Origin of the sequence: Streptacidiphilus sp. PB12-B1b (assembly GCF_014084125.1) — a bacterium.
Lineage (GTDB): Bacteria > Actinomycetota > Actinomycetes > Streptomycetales > Streptomycetaceae > Streptacidiphilus.
In genome coordinates, this window is the sequence record NZ_CP048405.1 from 7,536,440 (window position 1) to 7,551,893 (window position 15,454).

The window sequence follows — 15,454 nt, forward strand, 5'->3', positions numbered from 1 at the left end:
GGCCCTAGTTGACGCAGGCGTCGAGCACCTGCTCGTACTCCTCGCACCACCAGGCGATCTGCGCGCTGGCGGCCGGGAACAGCGGATCGGCCCGCAGGTCCCGGCGCTGGTAGCGCCAGCGCAGCATCCAGAAGTCGTTGAGCCGCTCCCACCACACCCGGTGGACGCCGGCCGCGACCTGCTCCGGGGTGCTGCCGGAGGCCTCCCGGTAGGCGCGGGCGTAGCGGCGCAGCCGGGGCAGGTCGAGTACGCCGGTGTCGGGGTGGTGGAAGAACAGCGTGGCCGCCCGCACCGCCTCCTCGGTGCGGGGGCGGACGCTGAGCCGGTCCCAGTCGACCACGGCGGCGGCCTCGGAGCCCCGGTAGAGCACGTTGAGCGGGTGGAAGTCGCCGTGGACCCAGCCGACGGGCGGGGCGGCGTCCGGGGCGGGGCGGCGGTGGCCGTACGCGTCCAGCAGCTCCAGCCGCTCCCGCAGGCGGCGCCGGGCCAGGGCGTCCAGCGGCTCCTGCGGGGTGCGCTCGCGGGCGAGCGCCAGCAGGTCGGCGACGGTGCGCCGGGTCTGGGCCGGGTCGGCGCCGGGGAGGGCCTGCGGTTGCGGGACCGGCGGGTGCAGTTCGGCGAGAGCACTGTGCATCCGGCCGAGCAGCGCTCCGAGTGCGGAGCACTGCTCTCGGTCGAGAGCGGTGCCCGCGCGGTGCTCCCCCTCGACCCACGGGAACAGCGCGTAGCGGCGCCCGCGCAGCAGCACGACCGTGCGCCCGTCCAGCGCGCCCAGCGGCGGGACGGTCGGCAGGCCGAGGTCGCGCAGCCCGGCCACGGCCCGGTGCTGGGCCGCGATGGCACCGCCCGAGGAATGCTTGGCATCGTCCCGGTACTGCTTGAGGAAGTAGCCGCCGGCCGGTCCGGTGATCCGCAGGGCACGGTTCAGCAGGCCCTGGCTCACCCGTTCGGCCGAGATGGCGATGACGTCCTGATAGCGCCGCAGCACCGCCGCGACCGGAATCCCGTGCACCGTATCCGGCACCGCCGGCGCAGCGGTCCGACACTGTGTCACGCTCCGATGGTATCGGCTGTACAGCCTGTTCCGGGGCCGATCCCGCAGGATCACCAGCCTGCGCAGGGGCGCGAACGGGGTGCGGATGGGGCGCGATGGCATCGGAGTGACAGGAGTGGTCAACCCTGATGTCCGCATTTGTTCATGTTCAGCAGGTTTCGCCGACCGGGAAAAATACGTGGACGTCCTAGGACAGAAGCGACAGGGTCTTCCGCTGGGTAACGTTCTCCTGCAGGATCAGGGCACACCTACCGCCGATCCTCACCGCTTGCGCACACCCCGCGCGAAGAGCATGGAGAGGGCGACCGGACCGGTTGCCGGCAATCCCGGAGGCCGGAGAGACCGAGGAGTGAACGTGACCGTCAAGAGCAAGGCGGCGGCGGCGAAGGCTGCCCGCGCCGCCAACGGCGCCCCTGCGGAGCCCGGCCCGCCGGACCTGGTCCAGTTGCTGACCCCTGAGGGCGTGCGGGTGGAGCATCCGCAGTTCTCCGTGGAGACCACGCCGGAGGAGCTGCGCTCGATCTACCGCGACCTGGTGCTGGTGCGGCGCTTCGACTCCGAGGCGACCTCGTTGCAGCGCCAGGGCGAGCTGGGCCTGTGGGCCTCGCTGCTGGGCCAGGAGGCCGCGCAGGTCGGTTCGGGCCGGGCGATGCGCCCGGGCGACTACGCCTTCCCGACCTACCGCGAGCACGGTGTGGCCTGGTGCAAGGGTGTGGACCCGCTGAACCTGCTGGGGATGTTCCGCGGGGTGAACCACGGCGGCTGGGATCCGGACGAGAAGAACTTCCACCTGTACACCATCGTCATCGGCTCGCAGACGCTGCACGCCACCGGCTACGCCATGGGCATCACCAAGGACGGCGCGGACGACGCGGTGATCGCGTACTTCGGCGACGGCGCGTCCAGCCAGGGCGACGTGTCCGAGGCGTTCACCTTCGCCTCGGTCTACCAGGCGCCGGTGGTCTTCTTCTGCCAGAACAACCAGTGGGCCATCTCCGAGCCCACCGAGAAGCAGACCCGGGTGCCGCTGTACCAGCGCGCCTCCGGCTTCGGCTTCCCCGGCGTGCGGGTGGACGGCAACGACGTGCTGGCCTGCCTGGCCGTGACCCGCTGGGCGCTGGACCGGGCCCGCAACGGCGAGGGCCCGGTGCTGGTCGAGGCGTTCACCTACCGCATGGGCGCGCACACCACCTCGGACGACCCGACGCGCTACCGGATCGCCGACGAGCTGGAGTCCTGGCGGCTGAAGGACCCGATCGAGCGGGTCAAGTCGTACCTGCTGCGCGAGGGCTGGGCCGACGCCGACTTCCTGGAGTCGGTCGAGGCCGAGAGCGAGCAGCTGGCCAAGCGCGTCCGCGAGGGCGTGCGCACCATGCCCGACCCCGATCCGTCCTCGATCTTCGAGCACGTCTACGCCGAGGGCCACGCGCTGGTCGACGAGGAGCGCGAGGGCTACCTGGCCTACGCTGCCTCCTTCGACGCGGAAGGGGAGGACAACTGATGGCCGCCACGCAGTACACGATGGTCAAGGCGCTGAACGAGGCGCTGCGGCGGTCCCTGGACGAGAACCCCAAGACGCTGGTCATGGGCGAGGACGTGGGCCGCCTGGGCGGGGTGTTCCGGGTCACCGACGGCCTGCACAAGGACTTCGGCGAGAGCCGGGTCATCGACACTCCGCTGGCGGAGTCCGGCATCGTCGGCACCGCGATCGGCCTGGCGCTGCGCGGCTACCGCCCGGTGGTGGAGATCCAGTTCGACGGGTTCGTCTACCCGGCGTTCGACCAGATCGTGACCCAGCTGGCGAAGATGCACGCCCGGGCGCTGGGCCACATCAAGCTGCCGGTCACCATCCGCATCCCGTTCGCGGGCGGCATCGGCGCGGTCGAGCACCACAGCGAGTCGCACGAGGCGTACTTCGCGCACACCGCCGGCCTGAAGGTGGTCGCGCCCTCCAACCCGGTGGACGCGTACTGGATGCTGCGGCAGTCCATCGCCTCCGACGACCCAGTGATCTTCCTGGAGCCCAAGCGGCGCTACTGGGACAAGGCCGCCCTGGACCCGAACGGCGCTGCGGAGATCGGGCTGCACCAGGCCCGGATCGCCAAGCCCGGCCGCGACCTGACGCTGATCGCCTACGGCCCGATGGTCAAGCTCTGTCTGGAGGCGGCCGCGGCGGCCGCCGAGGACGGGCAGAACCTGGAGGTCGTGGACCTGCGCTCGCTGTCCCCGATCGACTTCGACACCGTGGCCGAGTCGGTCGCCCGCACCGGGCGGGCCGTGGTCGTCCACGAGGCGCCGGTCTTCATGGGCCTGGGCGCGGAGCTGGCGGCGCGGATCACCGAGCGCTGCTTCTACTCGCTGGAGTCCCCGGTGCTGCGCGTCGGCGGCTACTTCGCCCCCTACCCGCCCTCGCGGGTCGAGGACGCCTTCCTGCCCGATCTCGACCGGGTGCTCGACGCTGTCGACCGCGCCCTGGCCTTCTGAGGGTGTGAGGAGACCGTCATGAGCACCACCAAAGAGTCCGTACGCCAGTTCAAGATGCCCGACGTGGGCGAGGGACTGACCGAGGCCGAGATCCTCAAGTGGTTCGTCCAGCCGGGCGACAAGGTCGAGGACGGCCAGGTCGTCTGCGAGGTCGAGACCGCCAAGGCCGCCGTGGAGCTGCCGATCCCCTTCGACGGCGTGGTCCGCGAGCTGTTCTTCAGCGAGGGCACCACGGTCGACGTCGGCCAGGTCATCATCAGCGTCGCGGTGACCGGCGGCGCGGCCGTCGAGGAGCCGCCCGCCCAGGCCGCACCGGCCGCGCCCGCACCGGCCGCCGAGACCGCCGAGACCGAGTCCGAGCCCGCACGCCGGGAGGTGCTGGTCGGCTACGGCCCGCGTACCGGCGCGGCCCAGCGCCGCGCCCGCAAGACCGCGCCCGCAGCGGCGGCGGCCCCCGCCCCGGTCGCTCCGGTGGCAGCCGCCCCGGCCCCGGTCGCCGCACCGGCTCCGCAGGCCGCCCCGGCGGTCGTCGCGGAGGGCGCGCGTCCGCTGGCCAAGCCGCCGGTCCGCAAGCTCGCCAAGGACCTCGGGGTGGACCTGCGCACGGTCACCCCCACCGGCCCGAACGGCACCATCACCCGCGAGGACGTCCACGCGCTGGTCGCGGCCCCGGCCGCGTCCGCGCCGGTCCAGGCCGCCGCCGCACCGGCCGTCCCGACTGTGGCCGCCGCCGCGCCGCTGGCCGCCGACCACGGCGACGTCCGGGTGCCCATCAAGGGCGTCCGCAAGGCCACCGCCGCCGCGATGGTGTCCTCGGCGTTCACCGCGCCGCATGTCACCGAGTGGGTGCAGGTCGACGTCACGCGCACGATGAAGCTGGTCCGGAAGCTGAAGGAGTCCGGCGAGCTGGGCGCGGGCGTGCGGGTCAGCCCGCTGCTGCTGGTCGCCAAGGCCCTGCTGACCGCGATCCACCGCCACCCGGAGGTGAACGCGGCCTGGGACGAGGCCAGCCAGGAGATCGTGCACAAGCGCCGGGTCAACCTCGGCATCGCCGCCGCCACCCCGCGCGGGCTGATCGTCCCCAACATCAAGGACGCCGGCTCGAAGACCCTGACCGAGCTGGCGGTCTCGCTGACCGACCTGATCGCCACCGCCCGGGAGGGCAAGACCTCCCCGGCCGACATGCAGGGCGGCACGGTCACCATCACCAACGTCGGCGTCTTCGGCGTCGACTCGGGCACCCCGATCCTGAACCCGGGCGAGGCCGCCATCCTCGCGTTCGGCCAGGTCAGGGAGATGCCCTGGGTGCACAAGGGGCGGGTGGTGCCACGCCAGGTGACCACCCTGGCACTCTCCTTCGACCACCGCATGGTCGACGGCGAGCTGGGCTCCAAGGTCCTCGCCGACACCGCCGCCGTGCTGGAACAGCCCAAGAAGCTCATCAGCTGGGGCTGACCCGTCGGGGTGACAGCGGCCTGACGGCCGCTGATCGGACGAGGGGCCTGGGTACTCCTCCGCGGTTCAGTGAAGCGGAGGAGTATCCCCATGCCACCGATGCGCCGCCCGCGCAACCGGGCCGCCGCGTACCTGCCCGCCGGCGTCCGAGCCCTCACCCGCACCCGGGCCCGGCCGGTGGCGCTGCTGTCGGCGCTGCTGCTCGGGCTGGTGCTGCCGCTCGGGCCGGCGCCGCTGCAGCCCGCCTCGGCCGCGCGCCCGGCCGCGGCCGGGCCCCGGCTCGGCCTGGTCGGCAGCCGGCAGCTGGTCTCCAACGGCAGCCCGGCCAACCGGATCAGCATCGTCCTGCTCGGGGACGGCTACACCGCCGCCGAGCTGCCCCGCTACCGCAGCCAGGCGGCGGCGGTCTGGCGGGCGCTGACCGAGGTCGAGCCGTTCCGCAGCTACCAGCGGTTCTTCGACGTCACCCGGCTGGACGTGGTCTCGCCGGTGTCCGGGCTGCACCCCGGCTCCCCGCTGGGCATGCACTTCGGCTGCGACGGCCTGCCCCGGCTGCTGTGCGCGGACGACGGCGCGGTCGACCGCTACACCGGCCGCAGCCACGGCCCCGGCGGCCGGGTGTACGTGGTGGCGCTGGCCAACTCCGACTCGTACGGCGGCGAGGGCGGCAACGGGCTGGCCACGCTGGCGGCGGGCTCCCCGGAGGCGGACCAGATCGTGCAGCACGAGTTCGGCCACTCGGTCGGGGGCCTGGGCGACGAGTACGACGCCGCGCCGCCGGATCCGGGCTTTCCCAACCTGGCCACCACCGACGCCGCCGACATGCTGCGGCAGCAGGTGAAGTGGTGGCGCTGGCTGGGCGCGGCCGACCCGACCGGCGGCACGGTCGGGGCGTACCCCGGCGGCAACGGGCTGTACCGGCCCACCCGGGACTCGATCATGCGGACCCTGGGCGGGGTCTACAACCTGCCCTCCCGGGAGGCGCTGATCGAGTCGCTGTACCGCCAGGTCCGGCCGATCGACCGGGCCGACCCCGCGCCCGGGGTCGTCTCCGCCCCCCGTGAGCTGCGGGTCTTCCCGGTGCCGCTGGTCGGTGCGCGGCAGCTGACGGTGGACTGGCGGGTGGACAGCCACCGGGCGCCGGCCGCCGCGGTCGACGGCGACCGGCTCGACACCGCCCGGCTGGGGCTGGGCGCGGGCCAGTGGGTCGAGGTCACCGCGGCCGTGCAGGACGGCACGCCCTGGCTGCGGGACGAGGCGTTCCGCCGGGACCGGATGACCGCGACGGTCAGCTGGGCCGTCCGCGGCCGGTGACGGCACCGCCGCCGGTGACGGCACCGGTGCCGCCGCCGGGGCCGCCCGGGCGCCAACTGCCGCCCCACGGAGGGAATCCGGGCGTCCGGCGGCTGTTCGGGAGGCCGCGCACAGCCGGGTCACCGATCGCTGATACATTCGTTCGATCTTGTCGGCTGGGCGTACGGGGGATCACGTGGGACACAAGCGAGCACGCAAGCGGGGGCGCAGCAAGGCCGTCGCCTGGTCGCTGGCGACCGGGATCGGCCTGGCCGCCGTGCTGGCGGCCTCGCTCTCACCGGCGGCGGACGCCCAGGTCAGGCAGCTGATCGGGACGCAGGCGCAGCCCGGCCGGAGCGCCGTGACGGCCACCGGCACCGGCGCGGCCGGGGGCGGCTCCGCCGTCGGGGCCCCGACCGCGGTCGCGCCCCGGCGGACGGCCACCGCCTCCGCCTCGGTCTCCACCGAGAGCCTGCAGCAGTTCTGGACCCCGGCCCGGCTCGCCGCCGCGGCCGCCTCGCCCGTCGCCGCTGGCCCCAAGGGCGCCACCCCGGGCCGCGGCTCCGACCTGGCCCGGACCTCCTCGGTGGGCAGCGACAACACGCTGGGCCACTCGTACGACAACGCCCGCCCGTCGATCGGCATCCTGGTCTACGCCGACAAGAACCTCACCACCCACTACTGCACGGCGTCGGTGGTGCAGAGCCCCGGCAAGAACCTGATCATGACGGCGGCGCACTGCCGACCCGGCTACTGGGTGGCGTTCGTCCCCGACTACCAGGCGGGCGCGCGCACCCAGCCGTACGGGATCTGGTCGGTGAAGTCGGTCTACACCGACAGCCACTACGCGGCGACCGGCACCGGCACGGACTACGACTACGCCTTCGCCAAGGTCGCGCCGGACACCAGGGGGCGGCTGCTGCAGAACGTCACCGGCGGCAACGTGCTCACCCGCACCCCCACCTACAGCAACTGGGCCGGGGTCACCGGCTACCCGGAGACCGCCTCGGCGCCCGCCGACAAGGCCGTCACCTGCTGGAACTGGACGACAAAGCTGACCGGCTACACCCAGATGCAGTTCCTGTGCACCGGCTTCTACTCGGGCACCTCGGGCAGTCCGTGGCTGATCCACCTGGACTCCCGGACCAACACCGGGGACGTCATCGGCCTGATCGGCGGGCTGCAGTACGGCGGCCCCAACTCCTGGATCAGCTACAGCCCGGTCTTCGACAACAAGATCTTCTACCTGTACAACTACGCGCTCAGCCACTGACCGGACGCCCCGGCCCGGGCGACAAACCACCGGCAACCACCGCAAAAATCCCGGCGGCCGACGGCAATTCATCCCTCCATAGGATGAGTGCATCATGTCTGCCGACTCCGCCATGCCGCTGGTCCCTGCCGTCTCCACCCCCGCCACCGCCCTCACCGCCCCGACAGCGCCCCCGACCGCGCCCCCGGCCGGGCAGGCGCCCGGGCCCGCGACAGCCGCCCCCGGCGGACGCGGCGCCTGGCTCGCCTGGGGCATCGGCGTCAGCGTCTACGTCCTCGCCGTGGTCCACCGCACCAGCCTGGGCGTGGCCGGGATCGCCGCCGCCGCGCGCTTCGGCATCGGCCCGTCGGCGCTCTCCACCTTCGCCATCCTGCAGGTCCTGGTCTACGCCGGGATGCAGGTGCCGGTGGGCCTGCTGGTGGACCGCTTCGGCCCGCGCCGGGTGCTCAGCTGCGGGCTGCTGCTGCTCACCGCCGGACAGCTCGGCTTCGCCCTCACCACCGACTTCGGCACCGCCCTGGCCTGCCGCGCGGTGCTCGGCTGCGGCGACGCCATGACCTTCGTCAGCGTGCTGCGGGTGGGCGCGCGCTGGTTCCCGGCCCGGCGCAACCCGTTCATCGCGCAGCTCACCGGCCTGGTCGGCACGGTGGGCAACCTGGTCAGCACGCTGGTGCTGTCGCAGGTGCTGCACAGCGCCGGCTGGACCCCGACCTTCGGCTGCACCGCGCTGCTGGGCCTCGGCGTCCTGGCCGTGGTGCTGCTGTTCCTGCGGGAGACCCCGGACAGCCGCCCGCGCGCACCGCTGTTCCGCGACCCGGCCCACGACCCCGGCCGGGAGCGGCAGCAGGCCCCGGCCCGGCCGCCGCTGCTGCCGCAGATCCGGGCGGCCTGGCGGGAGCCGGGCACCCGGCTGGGGCTGTGGGTGCACTTCACCACGGCCTTCCCCGCCTCGGCCTTCCTGCTGCTCTGGGGCATGCCGTTCCTGATGCAGGGTCAGGGCGAGTCCCGGGCCACGGCCGCCGGGCTGCTCTCCCTGATCATCGTCGTCAGCATGGGATTCGCGCTGCTGTTCGGCCAGTTGATGTCACGCCGCCCGGCCGCCCGGACCCCGCTGGTGTTCTCGGTGGTGCTGGGCACCGGCGCGCTGTGGGCGGCAGTGCTCAGCTGGCCCGGGCCGCACGTGCCCATGTGGCTGCTGCTGGTGCTGGTGGTGGTCATGGGCAGCAACGGCCCGGCCTCCCTGGTCGGCCTGGACTACGCCCGGCCGGTCAACCCGCCCGAGCGCGGCGGCACCGTCTCCGGCATCGTCAACATGGGCGGCTTCGTCGCCGCCGTGCTGGCGCTGTTCGGCATCGGCCTGGTGCTGGACCTGCTCACCCCGGGCGGCGGCAACGGCTACACCCCGCACGCCTTCCGGCTGGCCTTCTGCGTGCTGTACCTGCCGATGGCGCTCGGGCTGAGCCAGATCGTCCGGCTGCGCCCGCTGGCCGCCCGCCGGGAGGCGGAGCTGGGCCTGCACCGGCCGCGCACCCGCCCGGCCGGCTGAGGCCGCCGCCCGGGGTCAGCGGTGACCGCCCGGCGGTGACCGCTCAGGGAGTGACCGCGAAGTTGTCCAGGATGCGCCGCGCCAGCGCCTCGTCCCCCTCGACCTTGACGCCCGCGGCGGCCGGTGCGATCCGGCCGCAGGCCAGCCGGGCGAAGGTCTCCCAGTCCAGGGTCAGCCGGACCGCCGGGGCCAGCGGCACCTGCTCGTCCACGCTGCCCCGGCCGTGCTCGTCCACCCGCACCGTGCGCATGAACTCCTGGGCGCCCGAGACGTCGAAGACCACGGTCGTCCCGGCCGGTGCCCCGGCCAGCTTGGCGACCGCCTTCGGCAGCATCTCCACCAGGTAGTCGCGGGTGACCCCGGCCGCCGCCGAGTCCAGGCCGCCCGGGGTGCGCAGCGCCCGGCGCAGGTCCTGCTCGTGCGTCCAGACGTCGAACACCCGGGCCCGCAGCAGCTGGTGGTACGGGATGTCGCGGGCGTACGGGCCCATCGGCCAGCGCACCTCGTCGGTGGGCCCATAGCGGGTGTCGCGCAGGGCGCGGGCGCGGCGGATGACCGTGTACTCCAGCTCGGCCGTCATCTCCGGCCCGGTGTGGCAGCGGCGCTTGTCGACCGGCACCTCGCAGTAGCGGGTGAACTCGTCGACGACGTGCCGCAGATCGCGCGGCAGGGTGTGGATCGGACGCGGATCGCCCAGCAGCTCCGTCTCCATGGCGATGACATGTGAGACCACGTCACGTACCGACCAGCCGGGGCACTCGGTGGGGCGGTTCCACTCGCCCTCGGTGAGCGGTGCCACCAACTCGGAGACGGCCTCGATGGACTGGGTCCAGGCGTCGGCGTACGCCTGGACTATCTGCGTGTCGGTCACGTTGTTGACCCCTTGGCTCCGGGCACCCCGGCGGCGGACGCTCGATCGGTTTCCTCGTGCCCCTCGCACCGTTCGTCACAGCCGACGGGTGCACACGTGGCACGTTACGCTCCCCTATGTCACCGGGTCAGCGCTTTCACGTGTTGATCGTAGAGCCCTTCCCAGAGCGGGTGGTACTGTGCGCGCCTCACTGCTGCAGATCGACGTCAACCCGAACGAGTCCGTGGACGCCCGACGCGACCGCGTCGCGGCCCTGGTCCGCGCCCAGACCGCCAGCGACCTGGTGGTCCTGCCGGAGCTGTGGAACCTCGGCGGCTTCGCCTACGACCTGTGGTCGTCCGGGGCGGAGACCCTGGACGGCCCCACCGCCGAGGCGATGGCCGAGGCCGCCAGGAGCGCCGGCGTCTGGCTGCACGCGGGGTCCATCGTGGAACGCGACCCCGACGGGCCGCTCTACAACACCTCGCTGCTGTTCTCGCCCTCCGGCGAGCTGGCCCACACCTACCGGAAGATCCACCGCTTCGGCTTCGACAGCGGCGAGGCCGCCGCCATGGGCCCGGGCACCGAGATCTCGGTGGCCGCCACCGACTTCGCCACCCTGGGCCTGGCCACCTGCTACGACCTGCGCTTCCCGGAGCTGTTCCGGACGCTGCTGGACGCGGGCGCCGAGATCTTCGTCGTCCCCGCCGCCTGGCCGGCCCGGCGGCGCGAGCACTGGACGCTGCTGGCCCGCGCCCGGGCGGTCGAGGAGCAGGGCTACGTCCTGGCCTGCAACACCGCCGGGACCAACGGCGGCGTCGAGCAGGCCGGGCACAGCCTGGTGGTGGACCCGTGGGGCACGGTCCTGGCCGAGGCCGGGGACGGCGAGGAGGTCATCACCGTGGACCTCGATCCGGGCCTGGTGGCCAAGACCCGGGCGGAGTTCCCGGTGCTGCGGGACCGGCTGATGGGCATCGCCGCACCCCGGCGCTGAGCCGGACCGCGCAGCGGAGCGCTGGGCCGTCCGGGTGACCGCGGCCGCCCGGACGGCAGGTCCCGGCCGGCTACTCCGGGCCCCCGGCCAGGACGTCGGCCAGGGTCCGGAACAGCAGCGCCGTCGAGGTGGCGCCCGGGTCCTGGTGGCCGATGCTGCGCTCGCCCAGGTAGGAGGCCCTGCCCTTGTGGGCCTGCAGCGGCACGGTGCCGAGGGCGGCCTCCTCGGCCGCCCGCGCCGCGGTGGCGGAGGCCGCGGCCGGGCCCCGCACCGCCTCGGCGGCGAAGGCGGCCGAGGCCGGGGCCCAGGCGTCCACCATGGTCTTGTCGCCGACCTGGGCCGCGCCCAGCCGCTGCACCGCCTCCAGGCCGGCGGCGAAGGCCCCGGCCAGCTGCCCGGCGTCGGCCTGCGGGGTGTCCAGGGCCTTGCCCATGGCCCGGAAGGCACTGCCGTACAGCGGGCCGGAGGCGCCGCCGACGCTGGAGATCAGCGTCATCCCGGCCTTCTTCAGCACCTCGCCGGGGGTGGCCGCGTCGAAGCCGTCCAACGCCTCGACCACGGCGCGCAGGCCCCGGCGCATGTTGGTGCCGTGGTCGCCGTCGCCGATCGCCGCGTCCAGCGAGGTGAGCTGCTCGCAGGTCTGCTCGACGGCCTCGGCCAGGGCCAGCACCCAGGCGCGGGCGCCGTCGGCGTCCAGCAGACCGGCCTCGTCCGGTTGGGCCATTCGGGTCACACCCCCCAGCGCAGGGCCGGGGTGTCCACCGGGGCGTCCCACAGGGCCAGCAGCTCGGCATCGGCCCGGCACAGGGTGATCGACACCCCGGCCATGTCCAGGCTGGTCACGTAGTTGCCGACGAGATTCCGGGCGATCCGCACGCCCCGCGCCGACAGCAGCGCGGCCACCTCGCCGTAGACGATGTACAGCTCCAGCAGCGGGGTCGCGCCCATGCCGTTGACCAGGGCGATCACCTCCTCGCCGGACTCCAGCGGCTGGTCGGCGAGGATCGCCGCCAGCGCGTCGGCGACGATCTCGCGGGCCGGGCGGATCTTCTCCCGGCTGCGGCCCGGCTCGCCGTGGATGCCGACGCCCACCTCGATCTCGTCCTCGGGCAGGTCGAAGCCGGGCCGACCGGCCGCCGGGGTGGTGCAGGAGGTCAGCGCCACCGCGAAGGAGCGGGAGGCGGCGTTGACCCGGCGGCCCAGGGCGGCGACCTCGGCCAGGCTGTCGCCGCGCTCGGCGGCGGCGCCCGCGATCTTCTCCACGAACAGCGTGGCGCCGGTGCCGCGCCGTCCGGCCGTGTAGGTGGAGTCCTGGACCGCGACGTCGTCGTCGACCAGGACCGTCTGCACCGGGACGCCCTCCTCCTCGGCCAGCTCGGCGGCCAGCTGGAAGTTCAGCACGTCACCGGTGTAGTTCTTGACCACGAAGACGACGCCGGCGCCGCCGTCCACGCGCTGCGCGGCGGTCAGCATCTGCCCGGGCACGGGCGAGGTGAAGACCTCGCCGGGGCAGGCGGCGTCCAGCATGCCGAGGCCGACGAAACCGCCGTGCAACGGCTCGTGGCCGGAGCCGCCGCCGGAGACCAGGGCGACCTTGCCCACGCGGGTCTGCGCCGCGCGGGACACCACTCGTTCCTTGACGTCCACCCGCAACGAGGGGTGGGCTGCGGCTACTCCGACGAGGGCATCGGCGACGACCTCGTCCGGGGAATTGATCAGCTTCTTCACGGCGCGGCTCCTCAGGGTGGCGGAGGCGGCACTAGCATGGGCGAGCATGACTGATGTTGGCATCGTACTCGTCTCGCACAGCCGCGACCTGGCGCAAGGGCTGCGCACCCTGATGGACCAGCTGGCCGCCGGCCTGGTCCCGATCGCCGTCGCCGGGGGCACCGAGGACGGCGGGCTGGGCACCAGCTACGAGCTGATCGCCGCCGCCGTGGCCGAGGCGGACCGCGGCGGCGGTGTGCTGGTCGTACCGGACCTGGGCAGTTCCGTCCTCACCGCGCGGCTGGTCCTGGCGGACCTGGAGCGCGAGGACGTGCTGCTGGTGGACGCGCCGTTCGTGGAGGGGGCGATCGCGGCCTGCGTGCTGGCCTCGACCGGGGCGGACCTGGCGGCGGTTGCGGAGGCCGCACGCGAGGCCCGGGGCATCCCGAAGTTCTGACGGCCGCCGCTCAGACGGCCGGGGCCGGAGCCCGGGCCCACGCCTCGGGCCCGGACCCCTGACTCGTGCGTCGGGCCCGGACCCGGGCCCAGGCTTCGGGCCCAGGCTTCGGGCTCAGGCCGACTCGGGGTAGGCCAGCGAGGTGTCGGCCCAGTCCAGGGCGGTGATCACGGCGTGCCGGAGGTTCTTGGCCGACCAGCCGGCGTCGAACTGGATCGGCAGCACCGGGGAGACCTCCTCCAGCGTGGCGATCATCGGGTTGTGCGCCGCCGCCTGGTCGACCAGCAGCACCAGCGGCTTGCGCAGGGCGGAGGCCCAGCCCAGCTCCATGCCCACGCCGGCGGAGAGCGGCGATTCGACATAGGCGAAGGCGAGGTCGGCGGACTGCATCCCGCGGAACGCGGAGGGGACGCGGAAGCCGGTGCCCAGGCCGCGGGTGGCCCAGCAGTCGTCGTGGTGCTGGCTGAAGACGGTCACACCGGCGTCCAGCAGGGCGTCGCGCAGGGCGGTGACCTTGCCGCGCAGGGCGAGCGGGAACACGCCGTCGGCCGGGCCGGTCAGCCGCAGCGAGGGGGCGGCGAGGAACACACGCAGGCTGCGCCGTGCGTCGGCGGCGAGCTCGTCCTCGGTGACGCGGGTCTGCTCCTCCACGTCCTGCAACTCGCTCATGTTCCACTCCATCGCAATAGTTGACCTGTTAACATCAAGTCCCTGTACGACGGGGGACCTGTGAGGTGAGGTGGCCGGCGCCGGCGACCCATCCGGGGGGATGTATCGATGGTGCAGGGGCGCACACCTGTGCGTCCACGCGATGGCTGTGTCATGTAGTTACCCCCCACTGGCATGTGGGTGTTTCGCTACTCGTGCAGCTCCTTGCTGAGCAGGCCGAGCTGTGCCGCCTTCACCCCGGCCTCGAACCTGCTCTCCGCGCCCAACTCCTGCATCAGCGAGGCGATGTGACGCCGGCAGGTGCGCACCGACATGCCCAGCCGGCGGGCCACCACCTCGTCCTTGAGCCCCTGCGACAGCAGCCCGAGGATGGCCAGTCGCAGGTCGTCCGAGACGTTCTGGTAGCCCGGGCCGTCGGTGATGAACGGGACGGCCGACACCCAGAACTGGTCGAACAGCGCGCACAGGAAGGCGATCAGGACCGGCTCGCGGACCACCACCGCGCCCGGGGCCTGGTCGGTGCTGCTGCGCTTGGGGATGAAGGCGACCTCGCGGTCGAAGATGAACATCCGCTCGGCCAGCTGGTCGGCGGTGCGCACCTGGGCACCGGCCTTGACGATGGCGGCCACGTGCGAGCGCAGGCTCAACTGGGCGCGCGTGGGGTGCTGGTAGAGCACCCGGAACCGGACTCCGCGCTCCAGCGCCTCCAACTCCTTGGGCAGGCTGGCCTCCAGCGCCACCGGGTCGCGGAAGCCGCCGGGCTGCACGCTCAGCATCTCCTTGCAGCACTTCTCCGACGCCTGGTTCACCAGGTGCTGCACCTCGGCCGGGTCGGAGACGGTCTCGACGCCGCCGTTGACCGGCCCGTACATGGTACGGCCCAGATACGCGGGCATGAGCTTCAGCAGCGTCTCCCTGGTAGAGTCCACCGCCTCGCGGTACGAACGAATGGTCTCCTCGAGGGGCTCGGCCAGGCGCGCGGCCGCGATCTCCGGGTTCACCGGCAGCAGTGTCTGCTCATCCTTCGCCGACGGTTGAAGCAATCGACAACGCAACAGTTCGTCCCGGTAACGAGCGAGTTCGTCGTTGCTGAGCCCGGTGATGTCCGCTGCCGTGTCCATGCGGAGTTCACCGTCCCCCAGAGCCACCCGGTAGACGGCCACGGCACCAGGGCTCAGGTTCGGAGGCTGTGGCACACCCGTCATTGTCAATTTATCCCTTTTTAGACAGAATTATTCTCTGGCCACTTCGAGATCGGCCACTTGTTGCCACCCTCGAACGCCGAGTCGACGCCGTTCTGTACCCCATTGTGATGGATGACTGTTCGGCCCACACGGCCGTAGGACCTTCGCACTCACCGAGGATCACCCGCTCACCGTGATCCCCCACTCGGAAGGGAGTGGTGTCATGCGCTCTGCTCGTCGCTACGTTCGTACTGTCGCATTGGCTCTGTCCGTCTGTGCTGCGGCGCTGGTGTTCAGTACCGGCACCGCTTCGGCGACAGTCTCGACTGGGAACACGGCGTCCCGTGTCGCGGCAACCCCGGCCGACCTGGCCTGGAACTGAGCCTGTGCCCACCAGTCGCCCGGGCCGTACGGCCTGACGCCTGAGGGGCCGCACCCACCTGGGGTACGGCCCCTCGAACGTCAGTACCCGTTCCAGCATGGGCAGT

14 protein-coding genes are annotated in these 15,454 nt (G+C 73.0%); 8 read left to right on the top strand and 6 right to left on the bottom strand.

Annotated features, from left to right (window positions below; translation table 11 throughout):
* Window positions 1-4: 4 nt before the first annotated feature.
* The gene (locus GXW83_RS32970) at window positions 5-1,054 is read right to left on the bottom strand and encodes a phosphotransferase (RefSeq protein WP_225447382.1); all 1,050 of its coding nucleotides are present in this window, start codon (window positions 1,052-1,054) and stop codon (window positions 5-7) included.
* A 355-nt stretch (window positions 1,055-1,409) separates the two neighbouring features.
* On the opposite strand from GXW83_RS32970, the gene pdhA reads away from it, so the two are divergent.
* The 6 genes from pdhA (at window position 1,410) to GXW83_RS33000 (ending at window position 9,105) form a co-directional block, all read left to right on the top strand.
* Complete coding sequence (pdhA, locus tag GXW83_RS32975) at window positions 1,410-2,555, top strand: pyruvate dehydrogenase (acetyl-transferring) E1 component subunit alpha (RefSeq protein WP_370466842.1); 1,146 nt, start codon at window positions 1,410-1,412, stop codon at window positions 2,553-2,555.
* A complete protein-coding gene (locus GXW83_RS32980) occupies window positions 2,555-3,538 on the top strand; it encodes an alpha-ketoacid dehydrogenase subunit beta (RefSeq protein WP_182446692.1) in 984 nt (327 codons plus the stop codon). Before pdhA ends, GXW83_RS32980 begins: the two co-directional genes overlap by 1 nt.
* An 18-nt stretch (window positions 3,539-3,556) precedes the next feature.
* A complete protein-coding gene (locus GXW83_RS32985) occupies window positions 3,557-4,993 on the top strand; it encodes a dihydrolipoamide acetyltransferase family protein (protein ID WP_182446693.1) in 1,437 nt (478 codons plus the stop codon).
* Window positions 4,994-5,083: 90 nt separating this feature from the next.
* Entirely contained in the window at window positions 5,084-6,307 is a 1,224-nt protein-coding gene (locus GXW83_RS32990) for a M64 family metallopeptidase (RefSeq protein ID WP_182446694.1), read from the top strand.
* 175 nt (window positions 6,308-6,482) lie between these two features.
* Window positions 6,483-7,559 (top strand): serine protease, encoded by a 1,077-nt coding sequence (locus tag GXW83_RS32995; protein ID WP_182446696.1) that lies wholly within the window; start codon window positions 6,483-6,485, stop codon window positions 7,557-7,559.
* A 94-nt stretch (window positions 7,560-7,653) separates the two neighbouring features.
* Window positions 7,654-9,105 carry a nitrate/nitrite transporter gene (locus GXW83_RS33000; RefSeq protein ID WP_225447384.1) on the top strand — a complete coding sequence of 484 codons (1,452 nt, stop codon included), beginning with the start codon at window positions 7,654-7,656 and terminating at the stop codon, window positions 9,103-9,105.
* Between the two features lie 43 nt (window positions 9,106-9,148).
* On the opposite strand, the gene GXW83_RS33005 is transcribed toward GXW83_RS33000, so the two are convergent.
* Window positions 9,149-9,976 (bottom strand): maleylpyruvate isomerase family mycothiol-dependent enzyme, encoded by an 828-nt coding sequence (locus GXW83_RS33005; RefSeq protein ID WP_182446698.1) that lies wholly within the window; start codon window positions 9,974-9,976, stop codon window positions 9,149-9,151.
* Between the two features lie 178 nt (window positions 9,977-10,154).
* Here GXW83_RS33005 and GXW83_RS33010 point away from each other — a divergent pair, with 178 nt between their 5' ends.
* Complete coding sequence (locus GXW83_RS33010) at window positions 10,155-10,949, top strand: carbon-nitrogen family hydrolase (RefSeq protein ID WP_182446700.1); 795 nt, start codon at window positions 10,155-10,157, stop codon at window positions 10,947-10,949.
* A gap of 70 nt (window positions 10,950-11,019) precedes the next feature.
* Here the strand turns inward: GXW83_RS33010 and dhaL are convergent, their stop codons facing one another.
* On the bottom strand, window positions 11,020-11,649 hold the full coding sequence (gene dhaL, locus GXW83_RS33015) for a dihydroxyacetone kinase subunit DhaL (RefSeq protein WP_225447601.1): 630 nt from the start codon (window positions 11,647-11,649) through the stop codon (window positions 11,020-11,022).
* A 29-nt stretch (window positions 11,650-11,678) separates the two neighbouring features.
* Window positions 11,679-12,677, bottom strand: a complete 999-nt coding sequence (gene dhaK, locus GXW83_RS33020) for a dihydroxyacetone kinase subunit DhaK (RefSeq protein WP_182446702.1) — start codon at window positions 12,675-12,677, stop codon at window positions 11,679-11,681.
* 46 nt (window positions 12,678-12,723) lie between these two features.
* On the opposite strand from dhaK, the gene dhaM reads away from it, so the two are divergent.
* Complete coding sequence (gene dhaM / locus GXW83_RS33025) at window positions 12,724-13,113, top strand: dihydroxyacetone kinase phosphoryl donor subunit DhaM (protein WP_182446704.1); 390 nt, start codon at window positions 12,724-12,726, stop codon at window positions 13,111-13,113.
* A gap of 114 nt (window positions 13,114-13,227) precedes the next feature.
* Here dhaM and GXW83_RS33030 read toward each other — a convergent pair whose 3' ends face one another.
* Both GXW83_RS33030 and GXW83_RS33035 read right to left on the bottom strand, forming a co-directional pair.
* Window positions 13,228-13,782, bottom strand: coding sequence for a hypothetical protein (locus GXW83_RS33030; RefSeq protein ID WP_182446706.1), 555 nt, complete (start codon window positions 13,780-13,782; stop codon window positions 13,228-13,230).
* A gap of 188 nt (window positions 13,783-13,970) precedes the next feature.
* On the bottom strand, window positions 13,971-14,903 hold the full coding sequence (locus GXW83_RS33035; protein WP_182446708.1) for a LuxR C-terminal-related transcriptional regulator: 933 nt from the start codon (window positions 14,901-14,903) through the stop codon (window positions 13,971-13,973).
* Window positions 14,904-15,454 lie beyond the last annotated feature (551 nt).

Bases quoted from the DNA above. Each gene is read 5' to 3' on its own strand.
- GXW83_RS32980 (WP_182446692.1), top strand. From the start codon at position 2,555: ATGGCCGCCACGCAGTACACGATGGTCAAGGCGCTGAACGAGGCGCTG.
- GXW83_RS32985 (WP_182446693.1), top strand. From the start codon at position 3,557: ATGAGCACCACCAAAGAGTCCGTACGCCAGTTCAAGATGCCCGACGTG.
- GXW83_RS32990 (WP_182446694.1), top strand. From the start codon at position 5,084: ATGCCACCGATGCGCCGCCCGCGCAACCGGGCCGCCGCGTACCTGCCC.
- GXW83_RS33000 (WP_225447384.1), top strand. From the start codon at position 7,654: ATGTCTGCCGACTCCGCCATGCCGCTGGTCCCTGCCGTCTCCACCCCC.
- dhaM (WP_182446704.1), top strand. From the start codon at position 12,724: ATGACTGATGTTGGCATCGTACTCGTCTCGCACAGCCGCGACCTGGCG.
- GXW83_RS33030 (WP_182446706.1), bottom strand. From the start codon at position 13,782: ATGAGCGAGTTGCAGGACGTGGAGGAGCAGACCCGCGTCACCGAGGAC.
- GXW83_RS33035 (WP_182446708.1), bottom strand. From the start codon at position 14,903: ATGGACACGGCAGCGGACATCACCGGGCTCAGCAACGACGAACTCGCT.